At 60.1% G+C, this 13,220-nt stretch carries 12 protein-coding genes; 3 read left to right on the top strand and 9 right to left on the bottom strand.

Features of this window, described 5'->3' with window-relative positions; translation table 11 throughout:
* The 3 genes from GX414_12700 to GX414_12710 all read right to left on the bottom strand — a co-directional run.
* Positions 1 to 858 (bottom strand): hypothetical protein (locus tag GX414_12700; protein ID NLI47957.1); only part of this gene is annotated, 858 nt, incomplete at its 3' end.
* Positions 859 to 952: 94 nt separating this feature from the next.
* A complete protein-coding gene (gene ruvC / locus GX414_12705) occupies positions 953 to 1,465 on the bottom strand; it encodes a crossover junction endodeoxyribonuclease RuvC (protein NLI47958.1) in 513 nt (170 codons plus the stop codon).
* Between the two features lie 227 nt (positions 1,466 to 1,692).
* Positions 1,693 to 2,433 (bottom strand): YebC/PmpR family DNA-binding transcriptional regulator, encoded by a 741-nt coding sequence (locus GX414_12710; GenBank protein NLI47959.1) that lies wholly within the window; start codon positions 2,431 to 2,433, stop codon positions 1,693 to 1,695.
* Between the two features lie 130 nt (positions 2,434 to 2,563).
* On the opposite strand from GX414_12710, the gene GX414_12715 reads away from it, so the two are divergent.
* Positions 2,564 to 3,448: a phosphorylase gene (locus tag GX414_12715; protein NLI47960.1), complete on the top strand. Its 885-nt coding sequence runs from the start codon at positions 2,564 to 2,566 to the stop codon at positions 3,446 to 3,448.
* Positions 3,449 to 3,544: 96 nt separating this feature from the next.
* Positions 3,545 to 5,353: an elongation factor 4 gene (lepA, locus tag GX414_12720; GenBank protein NLI47961.1), complete on the top strand. Its 1,809-nt coding sequence runs from the start codon at positions 3,545 to 3,547 to the stop codon at positions 5,351 to 5,353.
* A 21-nt stretch (positions 5,354 to 5,374) separates the two neighbouring features.
* Here the strand turns inward: lepA and GX414_12725 are convergent, their stop codons facing one another.
* The 5 genes from GX414_12725 to GX414_12745 form a co-directional block, all read right to left on the bottom strand.
* Positions 5,375 to 6,007 carry a DUF502 domain-containing protein gene (locus GX414_12725; protein NLI47962.1) on the bottom strand — a complete coding sequence of 211 codons (633 nt, stop codon included), beginning with the start codon at positions 6,005 to 6,007 and terminating at the stop codon, positions 5,375 to 5,377.
* A gap of 61 nt (positions 6,008 to 6,068) precedes the next feature.
* Positions 6,069 to 7,142 (bottom strand): polysaccharide deacetylase family protein, encoded by a 1,074-nt coding sequence (locus GX414_12730; protein NLI47963.1) that lies wholly within the window; start codon positions 7,140 to 7,142, stop codon positions 6,069 to 6,071.
* Positions 7,132 to 8,469 (bottom strand): 5'-deoxyadenosine deaminase, encoded by a 1,338-nt coding sequence (locus GX414_12735; protein NLI47964.1) that lies wholly within the window; start codon positions 8,467 to 8,469, stop codon positions 7,132 to 7,134. Before GX414_12735 ends, GX414_12730 begins: the two co-directional genes overlap by 11 nt.
* Positions 8,470 to 8,580: 111 nt before the next feature.
* The gene (locus tag GX414_12740; protein NLI47965.1) at positions 8,581 to 9,846 is read right to left on the bottom strand and encodes a LysM peptidoglycan-binding domain-containing protein; all 1,266 of its coding nucleotides are present in this window, start codon (positions 9,844 to 9,846) and stop codon (positions 8,581 to 8,583) included.
* A gap of 237 nt (positions 9,847 to 10,083) precedes the next feature.
* Entirely contained in the window at positions 10,084 to 10,782 is a 699-nt protein-coding gene (locus GX414_12745) for an OmpA family protein (GenBank protein ID NLI47966.1), read from the bottom strand.
* A 141-nt stretch (positions 10,783 to 10,923) separates the two neighbouring features.
* Here GX414_12745 and truB point away from each other — a divergent pair, with 141 nt between their 5' ends.
* A complete protein-coding gene (truB, locus tag GX414_12750; protein ID NLI47967.1) occupies positions 10,924 to 11,829 on the top strand; it encodes a tRNA pseudouridine(55) synthase TruB in 906 nt (301 codons plus the stop codon).
* Here truB and GX414_12755 read toward each other — a convergent pair.
* Entirely contained in the window at positions 11,826 to 13,217 is a 1,392-nt protein-coding gene (locus tag GX414_12755) for a M20/M25/M40 family metallo-hydrolase (protein NLI47968.1), read from the bottom strand. The genes truB and GX414_12755 overlap by 4 nt on opposite strands.
* Positions 13,218 to 13,220 lie beyond the last annotated feature (3 nt).

The following is a 13,220-nucleotide window of genomic DNA, read 5'->3' on the forward strand; positions in this document are numbered from 1 at the left end:
CCGGCTGACCCGCCGGTAGCTCCTGCAGGAGATGGTGGTGAGCTTGTCACGCCCCTTCTCCCCGTTTTTCTCCCGGAGCAGTGCGTCCACTTCATCGGGGTACAGGATGCCGTCAATCAGTTTGTGCGCGGCGGCTTCGGTGGGATGGCTGAGTCCCTCCTCCATCATGGCCGCCACCTGCTCGGCGGGGATTTTCCGGAAGCGCGCAACCATCCCGTTGAACGATGCGACGGTTTTATCCAGAATATTGTTCATCACCTCGCGCTGGGCATCGCTGGCCGAATTCCGTTTAAGCATGTCGCCGGCGCTTTTGTATTTGCCGATGTTCTCGACTTCCGGGTCGATGCCGAATTTGTTGAGCGTGTCCTTCAGAAACATGGCCTGGGCGATGAAACCATTCAGCTCGAAGAACCCCTCCGGTGGCATATAGATCTTGTCGGCGGGCAGGGCGCAGGCGTAATCCCGCTCGTTGCAGACCACCGTGGTGGCATAGATGAACTTGCCGGTTTTCTTGAACGCGGCCAGCTTATTCTGCAGTTCCTCCACTTTGGACCAGCCCAGATTGGGGCTCTCGACTTGGAGCCAGATGCCGGTGATCCGCTTGTCGCTGCCTGCCTTGTCGATGCTGTTCAACACCTGCTGAAAAGTGAGGGCGGGCGGCTCAAACAAGCTGAGCGTGAAATCCGATGGGGCGTTCTCCGGTAGCTCTCCGGTCAGTTCCACCACCAGCACGGTCCTGTCCTTAACCGACGGCTCGGCCTGAACCATCGCCTGGACCGCAAAGTACATCATCAACCCCACCCCGATGAGCACCATCAGGACAACCAGGGTGATGATCCAGCCCTTCTTGATTTTCATACCCGTTCCTCCCGCTCCGATGATTGAAAGTCGACCCGTCTGCTGGAGCCGCGGCCGTCGGAGTTCACCGGCGGCGGTGGCCGGTTTCGATATCTCAGCGCCCCGCCCGGGACGGATCGTCATGCATTCGCGCCCGGGTGGGATACGTGTGTGCGTGGCACAGCGCCACGGCCAGCGCGTCTGAAGCGTCCAAGGGAAGCTCCTGTCCGCGCAGGCCAAGCAACAGGAGAACCATTCCCCGCACCTGTTCCTTCTCGGCGCGGCCATACCCCACCAGTGCTTTCTTGACGGCCAACGGGGTGTAGGACACGACCGGAACGTTCGCCAGCTCCAGACCCAGCAGAATGGCCCCCCGGGCCTGCCCCAGCTTGAGGGCGGAGCGGGGATTGGCCGCGAAGAACACATCCCCGACCGCGGCGAAATCCGGAGGATACGCCGCGAGCACCTGGCGGAGCCCTTCGTGAATCTGCCGGAGTCCGGCGGAGAACGTCGCCGCACCGCGGGGACGAACAACACCCCAAGCCAGCGCCGTCAGCCGGTTGTTCCGGTGTTCGATCACGCCGTAACCCGTCGCCTCGCTGCCCGGATCGATCCCGATCACACGCATGGAACTGTCCCGTCCTCAGGGAATGCTCCTATTTCACCACAAAGCGCCCCGGCGGCCAAGGTCGAATCGCGAATACCGAGACTCGCGTCAGCGTCGCCTGTCGATCCGGCACCCTGTTTCCGCGATCGCTCCGGTACAGCAGCCTGCCCCCGGCGGCCGGCTTTGAAACAATCAGGCGCCCGGAAGGGGCGCCTGATGAGGAAACCGGCTGACGTACCAATCGCAGGTTATTCCTGCATTTCCGACTCGTCGATATCAAAGTTAGCGTAGACGTTCTGCACGTCGTCGTGGTCCTCTAGGGATTCCATCAGTTTCAGCATCTGCTGGGCTTCCTTGCCCGTCAGTTTGACCGTGTTCTGGGGGATCATGGAAATCTCGTTCTCGAGCATTTCAAGCCCCGCGCCCTCCAGCTTCTCCTTCAGCGCGTCGAAGGCTTCTGGTGCGGACGTGATCTCGAAATTGCCATCATACTCCTCGATGTTTTCGGCGCCCGCGTCGAGGCTGATCTCCATCAGCTCATCCTCGCTTTTCTGGCCTCCTTTCACCAGGAAGTAGCCTTTGCGGTCAAACAGGTAGGCCACGCAACCGTTTGCGCCGAGGTTGCCGTTGTATTTCGTAAACAGGTGGCGGATCTCGGATACGGTCCGGTTGCGGTTGTCGGTCATGACCTGAAGCATGACCGCCGCGCCACCCGGACCGTAGCCCTCGTAGGTGATCTCCTCATAGTTTGTTCCGGGCAGTTCGCCGGTGCCCTTCATGACGGCCCGCTTGATGTTGTCGGCGGGCATGTTGGCCGCTTTGGCATCCAGGATGGCTTTGCGGAGCCGCGCGTTGCCGTCGGGATCCCCGCCGCCGACCCGGGCGGCTACGGTGATCTCCTTGATCAATTTGGTGAACACCTTGCCTCGCTTGGCATCCACTGCGGCTTTCTTGTGTTTGATGGAATGCCACTTGGAATGTCCAGACATACAAATATCTCCTCTGTTGTCAGAATTGCAGGTTGAGCTCCGTCGTATGAATCAAAGGCCGTAGAACACACGGAATAGGTATATTATAATTTCGTTTTAAGCGAAAGTACACAGGGTATAGGAGCCGCCGATGCCCGATGTCCTGGCTGTGATTGGGGGAAGCGACGCATACCGCCTGCTCCAGGCCGGCGCCTGGCGCATCCTCGAAACAGTCGCTGTGCCGACGCCGTTCGGCGAAGTTTCTGCGATCCAGCGGATCGCCGTGACGGAAGACCTGACCGCCTGGTTTTTATCCCGTCATGGCCAGGAGAATTACGCCGTCAGCGCCCCGTTCGTCAACTACCGCGCCAACATCTATGCGTTGAAAGAGCTGGGGACGGCCCGCATTCTGGCCTGGTCGGGACCCGGCACTCTCCACGCTGACCGGCACCATCCCGGAGAGCTGGTCCTGCCCACCGACATCATCGACGAAACCCGCCGGCGCTCTGCCACGTTCTTTGCAGGCCGCGGCTGGGGGTTCATCCGCTCATCCCCCTGCTTCTGCCCCGGCATCCGCTCAGCCTTCCTGGCCGCCGGAGCGGTCGCCGGACTGGCCATTGCAACAGACGCAGTGTACGTCTGCACGGAAGGCCCTCGCCTGGAGACTGCGGCGGAGATCCGGAAACTCCGCCGAGACGGCGGAGACCTGGTGGGCATGACACTGGCTCCTGAGGCGTTTCTGGCCCGCGAACTGGAGATCTGCTACGCCCCGCTCTGCTACGTCACCAATTACGCCGAAGGCGTGGTGGAGCGGGCGTATCGCGGCGACAGACTGTTCGGGGGAATGCTGAGTGAGACCGAGCGTGACGCCGTCGACCGGGCGGTTCAGCACTTTCCTCGCCTGTTCTGCCGCGCCCTGGAACTGCTGGCTGAAGCGCCGCGAGACTGTCCGTGCGCCCAAGCCATGCGACGCTACACGCGCGACGGCCGCCTCGACGAGGACTGGCACAAGTGGATCGGGAACTCGGACGCCTGAGACGACTGTTGTCATCCCCCCGGTCTTTTGCTATCATACCCGCTCTTCGCCTGCCGGCCGCCGTCAGGGGCCGACTCACCCGGACAAGCGACACATATGAAACAACCGCTCACCCACATCCGCAATTTCTCCATCATCGCCCACATCGACCACGGCAAGTCCACGCTGGCGGACCGCATCCTCGAGCTTACCGGCGCCCTCACCGCCCGTGAAATGGCCGACCAGGTGCTGGACGACATGGACCTGGAGCGGGAACGCGGGATCACCATCAAGGCCCACGCCGTCCGGCTGAATTATCGCGCCCAAGACGGCTGCGACTATCAGTTCAACCTCATCGATACGCCCGGACACGTGGATTTCACCTACGAGGTGTCGCGCAGCCTGGCCGCCTGCGAAGGCGCGCTGCTCGTTGTGGACGCCTCCCAAGGCGTCGAAGCCCAGACGCTGGCCAACACCTACTTGGCCGTGGAAAACGATCTGGAGCTGATTCCGATTCTCAACAAAATCGACCTTCCCGGAGCCGACGCCGAACGTGTTTCTTTGCAGGTGGAGCAGGTGGTCGGCCTGAAGCGCAGCGAGGTCCTGCTGGCCAGCGCCAAAGAGGGTCGCGGCATCCAAGAGATCCTGGAGGCGATCGTCGCCCGCATCCCCCCGCCCCAGGGGGATCCTGACGGCCCGCTAAAAGCCCTGGTGTTTGATTCCTGGTACGATGTCTATCGTGGCGTAGTGATCCTGCTGCGTGTGTTCGACGGCCGGATCAGCAAAGGGATGCGGATCCGCCTAATGAGCACGGCCAAAGATTACACCGTCGAAGAGGTGGGCGTGATCACCCCCAAATCTCAGATGACCGGTCGCCTGGAGACGGGCGAGGTGGGCTTCATCATGGCGGGGATCAAGAACGTCGACGACGCCCAGGTGGGCGATACGATCACCGAGGCCGACCGTCCGGCGGGGGAACCCCTGGCCGGCTTTCAGGAGATCAAGCCGGTGGTGTTCTGCGGGTTGTATCCGGTGCAGAGTGAACAGTACGCCGATTTGAAGGACGCCCTCAGGAAACTCCAGCTCAACGACAGCGCCTTCCGGTTCGATCCCGAAACCTCCACCGCCCTGGGTTTTGGCTTCCGGTGCGGCTTCCTCGGCCTGCTGCACATGGACATCGTCCAGAGCCGGCTGGAACGGGAGTTCGAGCTCGACCTGATCAGCACTGCACCGAGCGTGCGTTATCGCATCATCCGCAAGACGGGCGAGGAGCTGTATGTCGAAAATCCCGCCCACATGCCACCCACCGGCGATATCGCCCGGATCGAGGAGCCGATCTACACCACCATTGTCATGACAGCAGACGAATACCTCGGCGGCATCCTCAGCCTGCTCGAGGAAAAACGCGGCGTGCAGCGCGGTTTTGAGTACGTGGGCGCAAAGCGCGTCATGCTCACTTATGACCTGCCGCTCAACGAAATCGTCATCGATTTTTACGATCGGCTCAAATCGGTCAGCCGCGGGTATGCCTCCATGGATTATCACTTCGCCGGTTATGCCGAGTCCGACCTGGTCAAACTGGACATCCTGGTCAACGGTGAGCCGGTGGACGCCCTCTCCAGCATCGTTCACCGCAGCCTGGCCTTCCGACGCGGCCAGGCGCTGACCACCCGTTTGCGCGAAGTCATTCCTCGCCAGTTGTTCGAAGTGGCGGTCCAGGCGGCAGTGGGCAACAAAGTCATCGCCCGGACCACCGTCAAGGCGATGCGCAAGAACGTCCTGGCCAAGTGCTATGGCGGCGACATCACCCGCAAGCGCAAGCTGCTCGAAAAACAGAAAGAAGGCAAGCGGCGGATGAAACGGGTGGGCCGGGTGGACATCCCTCAGGACGCCTTTCTGGCAATCCTCGATATCAAGACGGACTGAGGCTCGTCTGCCGTGGCTTGGTCAGGGGCTTGTCAATAGCGGTTCTCCGCCGAGCTGCCGTGGATTGACGATTCCTCCCGAGATGATCAGTTTCATGGCCTCCTCCACGGAGAGAGGGACCCGCACGATCTGCTCCATCGGCAGCATGGTCAGCAGCCCCGTGGTCGGATTGATCGAGTTCAACAGCAGCACCAATCCCATCCGCTGTCCTTCCTGCAGTGTGATCGTGCCGTTCAGAAATCCGAACGCCCACAGGCCCCGGGATGGGTACGGTATCATCACCACCGCTTTGGGCTCCTCCGCCTGGCCGGGTGCGAACGCGTTCAGGATCTGCTTGATCGCCCCGTAGATGGACCCCGCCAGCGGAATTTGGGCCAGCAGCTGGTCCGCCAAGCCAAGTAGCCGCTGGGCCACATAGTTTTGGGTGATCAGCCCCACGACGAAAATCAGCAGGACGGTTGCGACGATGCCCAAGCCGGGGATGTAGGTGGAAGTGAATCGACCGATCAGCGGCACCAGCAAACTGTCGGTGAAATGAAACAGAACAATCAGGATGTACACCGTGATCACCACGGGCACCACCACCAGCAAGCCGGAGAAAAACGAGCGGCGCAGCGTGCGAGCGACCGAGCCGCGGACATTGGTTGCCACCATGTACACACCTCCCCTGGATGATCGCGGTCATCTTATCACAGCCCGGTGTGTGGTTCGGAGTTCAGGGCGGTACGGGCGATCCGTCGGTCTTCCCGCGGTCGCGAGCGTGGGCCCAGCCCACGGTGATGAGCCGCGACACCGGCACGAAGTGATAGCCTCGCCGGGTCATGCTGACGATCAGATCGTCCAGGATCGTCCAGCCACGCTCCTCCCGCCGCTGACTCCCTGTGTGCATGAGGATGATCGCTCCGTTGGCTCCACCCGGAACACCGCCGTCGAATGCGAGCAGCCGCTCCAGGATCTGCGGGGCCGTGAGGTAGCGGGGTTCGACCCGGTCCGCGACCCAGTCCAGGGAGTCCATTGACTGGTCGCGTGATTCACTTCGTGTCCACGTCACATGCCAGTAGCCGAGTTCCGCCGCCCACGCATTGATCGTCGGATTGGTCTCGCCGAACGGCGCCCGCCACAATTTAACCATCGGCTGGTTGGTTACATTCCGGAACGCGATCTCGTTTTTTTCGAGCAACTCATGCAGATATTCCCGAGTGATCCCCGACCGGGTGTCGTGATGCCGATTTGCTTCCCAAGTGGTCAGATGCACATGGCGGTACAAATGGCTGCCGATTTCATGGCCCCCGGCCACGGCGGCCCGCACGGATTCGGGAAACCGTTCCAAAAACTCACCCGTCAAGAAGAACGTGGCCGTGATACGGTGTCGAGCCAGCACCTGGAGGATGGCCGGCAGATCGCAGTCGGTCGAGTCGCCGTCGAACGTCAGACTGATATTGGGCAGATCGGGGGAACCACGGGTAAAATGGTACGGTCCTTCCGCCGACCACTCCTGCTGCAAGTGCCCCGGCAACGCCAAGGCTGGAGTGAACCGAGCGGTGTCTGGTCCGGCCCCTGGGACCGTGTTCAGTGACGGCGCCGGCTTCACCACGCCGTCCGCACCGGCCGGTTTCACTGGTTGGTGACGCAGTGATGTCGGAAATGGCGGGGCGACCAGTGCACCCATTGCCGTCAAGACCAGCAACAATCCAAGCCCCCAAACCAAGGGGCGGAACAACGCGGTCTTTGATTGTCGCACACCGCCGGCCGGTTTCGAATCCTCGATCCTGGGCAGATCAGAAGCCATATTTTTCGGCGCGGGCGAGGTGTCGCGGCAATTCCAGGCGGATGTCTTCCTGAACTGTCTCCCGTTGAACCCGGGTGAACTGGCCGTTGCGATACAGGATCTCCCCGTCTACCAAAACCGCGTACACATCCGACGCACGGTACGCATAGACAATGGCTGCTACCGGATCGGGCGATGGAAAACTGTGGAGCGGATCGCGCGCCAGTACCACCAGATCGGCCTTTTTACCCGGCTCGATGCTGCCGATCTCCGACTCCATCCCCAGAGCACGGGCGCCGTCGATGGTGGCCATCCGCAGGACTTCCTGCGCCGGCAGGGCCAGCGGTCCCCGCCGCACCTTCTGGATGAGCGCCGCAGTGCGCATCTCGGTGAACATGTCCAGGTTGTTGTTGCACGGCGCACCGTCCGCCCCGAGCGAGACCGAGACGCCGCCCGCCCGCATCTCCGGCACCATGGCCACGCCGGAACCCAGCTTCAGATTGGACGAAGGACAGTGCAGCACATGCATCCCTTCGTCCCGCAGGATGGTCATCTCTTCGTCATCCACCCAGACGCAGTGGGCCAGGTAAAGCAGCTCCCCCGGCAGTTCCAAATCGCGGAAATACGTGACATTTTTTCGGCCGGTCTTATTCCAAACCGCCTGCACTTCCTTGAGATTTTCCGCGGCATGGGAATGAACGGGCACCCGGTCAGCGACGGCAAAGTCGCGGAGTTCCCGAAAGAGCCGATCCGAGCAGGCCAGAGCGAACCGCGGCGCCAGGCCGGCGCGTATTCGACCGTTTCCCCGACCGTTCCACTCCTGATGCAGTCTCTGACATTCCCGAATCGATTGGGCGGTCTTCTCGCGCAACGGCGCCGGCACCTGGTCTCCCTCGTCCATCATGCACTTGCACACGACGGCGCGAAAACCCATCTTTTCGACAGCTCGGAAGACCGCATCCGTGTGGTTGACCGTTTCCATGGTCAATGCGGTGGTCGTCCCGGACGCAATCAACTCCATCCCTCCCAGCATGGCGCTGAGATAGAGTGACTCCGGTGTGTGCGCCGCCTCGAGTGGCCAGATCCTGCGGCGCAGCCAGTCCAACAACTCCAGATCGTCGGCCATCCCGCGAAACAGGGTCTGCGCCAGATGGATGTGCGTCTGGACAAATCCGGGGCAAAGCAGCCGGCCGTCAAGATCAATGACATTGGTCAGGGAACTATCGAACCGGCCGACGGCTCGAATCCGCCCCCCGTCGATTGCGACGTCACCGTCGATGACCTCCAGGTCCCGGTTCATGGTGACGATCCGGGCGTTTTTAAGTACCAGGAAACGTTCGGGAGCCACATTTCCGTCCAAAACAGATATCCTCGAGCCAGAATGACGGCCGCCGTCGGCACAGGCAAAAAAAAAGTGCTAACCCGGCCGCCGGATTAGCACGATCTGAGTCAGGTTGTCTTACTGCGGCTGGATGTAATTGCCCAGATCCAAGGCTTGGCGGGCATTGATCACCTTGGCCTTGGCGGTGTTCTCGAAGACTTGGATAATGACCACCTCGCCCAAAATGATGCGGGGAATCTCCCGCTTGACCGTAGCCGTATGGCTGGCTGACTTGAAGCCGGGCTCCACCTTTTCCTTGTAGCTGTCATACCGGTTTGACGGGTAGAACTCATCCGTCTGCTTATATTGCCCCTCGACGCGGTACACCGTGCAGATCTGACCGGGCGCGACATTCTGGTTGCGACCCAGGTTCAAGTACACGACATTACCGGAGCCGGCGACACTCAGGCTGTCTTCGATGTACACGATGTTACCGGTGGCCTTTCCGTTGTCTTCGATAAAGCGCTGTGGTTTGCGTGCCTTGTCCCGTACAAGTTTATCGGCTTCCTGGAACGGCACCAGGGCGTCCCCGATGTGCACGGCCCGAGTGGCGAGATCAATCTGCGCGATGGCTTTGTCGTCATGGGCGATGAGCACCTTCAGCGTGCCCAACTCCAGATAGTAGTATCCCACAAAGGCATTGGTGACCGGATTGTGGATCTCACCGGCAGAGCGCAGAATGCTGAAGCGCTGGCCCGGGGATACATTCTGCCGCATCCCCTTGTTGATGTAAACGATTTCACCCTCATCAAAATAGCGCTGGATGTTCTCGTCCTCGGCTCCGACAATGAACGTGTCAAAGGTCATCGGCGTCTGGTTGATGCGTCCCGTGCCGTACAGTTCGTAGTCGGTGGCATAATACGTGTCGATGTCTTTGACTACCAGTTCCAGTGGCTTGCGCTCGAAGGTCGTGGGCGGCAACTGCTTCTTGAGCGCAACCATGCCTTCAGCCGGCTCTTCGGTCACAACTTCGGATTCAGCGGGAACCTCGGGCTGCTCCACCAGCTTTGGCTGCTCGATCAGCAGCGGATCGCCCGGATAGATCCAGTGCGGATTGGTGATGTATGTGTTCAGTTCCCAGATCTGGGGCCAGAGGTAGGGATTGTTCAGGTACTGGCGGGCCAGATCCCACAGGGTATCACCTCGCTGGACCACGTGCACCCTCGCCTCTTGGCCGAACGCCGGCGCTGTGTACGGCGACCAGTGACCGTCTTGCTGCTTGCTCAGATTTTTGAGCGGTACGCCCTGGGCCGGAACATTGGTTGCGGGTGCCTGTACGGTCTGACTGACCGCCACGGCAGTCAAAAGAGACAGAAGAAGGACAATTTTAGCTATCTTGCTCATGACCACCTCGTAGGCAGTAAGCTAATTCATTGTATTCATTTGATCACTAGTAATAGCACGTTAACAAATAACGATTGTTTTTGTCAATACAAAATGTGATAAAAGTGTAGCACTTACAAGAAATCTGACAAAATAATTTAACCCAGCCTGATTGCAATCTGATTCAAGAGTAACCCGGTGTAAACAAACAAGGCCGGGCGATGCCCGGCCTTGTTAACATTTTCAAAAAAAATACAGTTAGCGAGCTTCGAGCAACTTGATGGTCACGCGCCGGTTCTGCTTGCGCCCTTCGGCGGTCTTGTTGTCGGCCACCGGGTTGGTTTTGCCGAGCCCGACGACGAAGATCCGGTTCAGATCCACGCTCTTTTCGCCCACCATGTAACGCACGACACTCTGAACACGCTTCTCGCTGAGGCCGTAGTTGTATTCTTCTGATCCGATGCCGTCGGTGTAACCTTCAAGGGTCATCACCATGTTCTTGTTGCCGGCGAACAGGCGGGCCGCCTCATCAAGCGTCGCCTTGGCTTCAGCGGTCAACGTGGACTTGTTGAAGTCGAAGTGGACGTTCTTGGTGTCAATGACCGCATAGTTGTTGCGGGCATCAAAGCGGGCACGCAGCTCGGTGACACCCGTGTTGGCCTGGGTGGCAAGCCCCTTGGCATCGGTGCCGATCCGCTTCGCTTCTTCAGCCTTGGCATCAGCCGTGGCAGCCTTGTCGGACACCTGCTCGATGCGCGAGCTCAGCTGCTTGTTCAGGCTGGAGAGCTCATTGATCTGGCCGTTGAGCTTGGACACTTCCTGATCCATCTTCTGGTTGACGCGTGTTTCCGACGACTGGACCTCTTCCCGGACGAACTTCTTGGTCGCGCAGCCGGAGAACAGAACCAGGGCCAGGATGGACAGCACCACCAGGATCAGCATAGTGTTTCTCTTCATGATCGAACCTCCAAAAGCATTGAAGTGGATAATACCTGTATTCAATAATTATTTGGGACTTGCTTTTTGATGCAAATTATGTCGAACCGTGCCTATCATAGTCAATAAAATTCTAAAAGACAACAGTTTTATGGGAATTTTATGACCCAATCACGAAGCAGTGGAGTTCTGATCATCGACAAACCGGCGGGGATGACCTCGCATGATGTCGTCGCCCGACTCCGTCGGTGCTTGCCCGACATCAAGGTCGGTCACGGCGGGACCTTGGACCCGATGGCCACCGGGGTCCTGCCCGTGCTGCTGCACCGGGCCACGCGACTCGCCCAATTTCTTCTGCATGCCGACAAGGAATACGGCGGGATTATCCGCTTTGGCTGGGCCACCGACACCCATGACCGTGAAGGCGAGCCGCTGACGGCTCCCCGGCCGGTGGATTTTAAACGTAACGACCTAGACGGGTGGATCGGGCGTTTTGTCGGGGACATCGTCCAACTCCCCCCGGCCTATTCGGCGGTCAAGTGGCGGGGCCGTCCGCTGTATCGATACGCCCGAAGCGGCCAGACAGCACCTCGTCCGGAGCGAACGGTGCGCGTGGAGGCATTGGATGTTCTCGTCTGGAATCCCCCCGATTTGCAGTTCAGGCTGGTCTGCTCCGGGGGGACATACGTCAGGTCCATTGCGCATGAGCTCGGAGAAATGGCGGGGTGCGGCGCGCATCTCCACACGTTGTGCCGTCGGCGACTGGGCCCGTTTTCGCTGGCGCACGCCGCCGCGCTCGCAGATCTCCTTGCCGCGCCAAATCAACTCGCTGACCGAGTGCTCCCCCCGGAAAGCCTGGTGCAGCACCTGCCCCCGTGGCCGTGTTCGTCGGATACCGCCGACCGCATCCGAAACGGTGTGGAAATAGCCCTGCCCGAAAACGATCCACATCCGGATGGGATCCGGTTTCGCCTGATGGACGCAAGGGGTGCGTTAGTCGCCGTGGGCCGGGTGCGCACTCTGGAGGAGGGCCGGAAAGTGCTTCGACCCGAAATCGTGCTCGCTTAAATGCCCGATCGGTTGGGGCACCCGAACAAATCGAGCACCCGTCCGATGAATTTGATCCCCTGGATGAAGTCGTGCACCCGGATGTTCTCGTTCGGGGCATGGATGTGCGACCCTTGATGGGCAACACCAAACGAGAGCACCGGCAACCGGTTCGGCGCGCACACATGGTACATCGGCCCGCTGGCCGCCATCATCGGCAGGAATGATGGTTCGGAGTGGAAGGTCTCAAGACTGGCCTGGCGAATTCGAGCCAGGTGATCCGCTGACGGCTGGTGCCGATAACCGGGTATCGCACATTTGAGCAGCAGCTCGACGTCGCCAAAGCCGAGGGTGTCCAGATGGGTCCGCAACAGGTTCACCACCAGCTCGGGTGTCAGATCCGGTACCAGGCGCAGGTCTACGTTCGCCCAAGCCTCCCGCGGCATGATCGTCTTGGTGCCGCCCTTCGTGTACCCCGCTCGAATGCCACAGATATTGAGCGACGGATGAAAAAACAGCCGCTCCATGAGTTCACGCGGATCGTTGGAGTGGAGGAACTCCTTGATCCCAAAAAGATCGCGGAAATAATCCGGATCGAAATCCGACGGCACCAGGCGGTCCCGGTCCTCGGCCGAGACAGGACGCACGTGGGTGTCCAGGCCGTCGATGGTGATAGTGCCGCGGGCATCGCGCAGTGAAGTCAGAGCATAGAGCAGCCGCCACACCGGGCTGTCGACGATCGCCGCCATCGCGGAGTGGATGTCGCTCCGCAGCGTGGAACACCGCAACTCGATGTAGGCCATTCCTTTCAGCCCAAAACTGATGTAGGGATGGCCGCTGTTGTCCAGCACGCCCGACCCCCAGAAGCACAGATCAGCCTGAAACAGCTCCTTCTCAGTCTGGGCCAGCCGTTCCATATTGTAGCTGCCTACTTCCTCTTCGCCTTCAAAGAGGAACTTGACCCGGAACGGCAGGTCACCAATCACTTTACGGTAGGTTTCCACGGCGGCCAGCGCGGCAGACAGGCTGCCCTTGTTGTCAGCGGCACCCCGAGCATAAACATAGCCGTCATGCACCTCCGCGGAGAAGGGACCGAAGTCCCACTCGTTCAGCGGTTCCACGGGCTGCACGTCGTAGTGGTTGTAAAACAGGATGGTGGGCGGTCCGGACCCGACCTCGCCGTAAAGATACGGCTTGCTGTCTCCGCAGGTGATTTGCCGGACCTGGCATCCCATCCGGAGCATGATCTGTTCGATCAGCGTCGCGGTCGAAGTCATTCCGATCGTGTTGGTGATGATCGACGGCTCCCGCAGCAGCGATTGCAGTTCCTGGACATAACCGGCGCTATGGTCTTCGACGTACCGGTAGAACTGCTGCATGTGTTTGTCGGCTTCACGCTTGCTGTTCATGAA

The organism is Acidobacteriota bacterium (assembly GCA_012517875.1).
In the GTDB taxonomy this organism is placed as follows: domain Bacteria; phylum Acidobacteriota; class JAAYUB01; order JAAYUB01; family JAAYUB01; genus JAAYUB01.

Bases quoted from the DNA above. Each gene is read 5' to 3' on its own strand.
- truB (NLI47967.1), top strand. From the start codon at position 10,924: ATGACCCAATCACGAAGCAGTGGAGTTCTGATCATCGACAAACCGGCG.
- GX414_12710 (NLI47959.1), bottom strand. From the start codon at position 2,433: ATGTCTGGACATTCCAAGTGGCATTCCATCAAACACAAGAAAGCCGCA.
- GX414_12740 (NLI47965.1), bottom strand. From the start codon at position 9,846: ATGAGCAAGATAGCTAAAATTGTCCTTCTTCTGTCTCTTTTGACTGCC.
- GX414_12730 (NLI47963.1), bottom strand. From the start codon at position 7,142: ATGGCTTCTGATCTGCCCAGGATCGAGGATTCGAAACCGGCCGGCGGT.
- lepA (NLI47961.1), top strand. From the start codon at position 3,545: ATGAAACAACCGCTCACCCACATCCGCAATTTCTCCATCATCGCCCAC.
- ruvC (NLI47958.1), bottom strand. From the start codon at position 1,465: ATGCGTGTGATCGGGATCGATCCGGGCAGCGAGGCGACGGGTTACGGC.
- GX414_12755 (NLI47968.1), bottom strand. From the start codon at position 13,217: ATGAACAGCAAGCGTGAAGCCGACAAACACATGCAGCAGTTCTACCGG.
- GX414_12715 (NLI47960.1), top strand. From the start codon at position 2,564: ATGCCCGATGTCCTGGCTGTGATTGGGGGAAGCGACGCATACCGCCTG.
- GX414_12725 (NLI47962.1), bottom strand. From the start codon at position 6,007: ATGGTGGCAACCAATGTCCGCGGCTCGGTCGCTCGCACGCTGCGCCGC.
- GX414_12745 (NLI47966.1), bottom strand. From the start codon at position 10,782: ATGAAGAGAAACACTATGCTGATCCTGGTGGTGCTGTCCATCCTGGCC.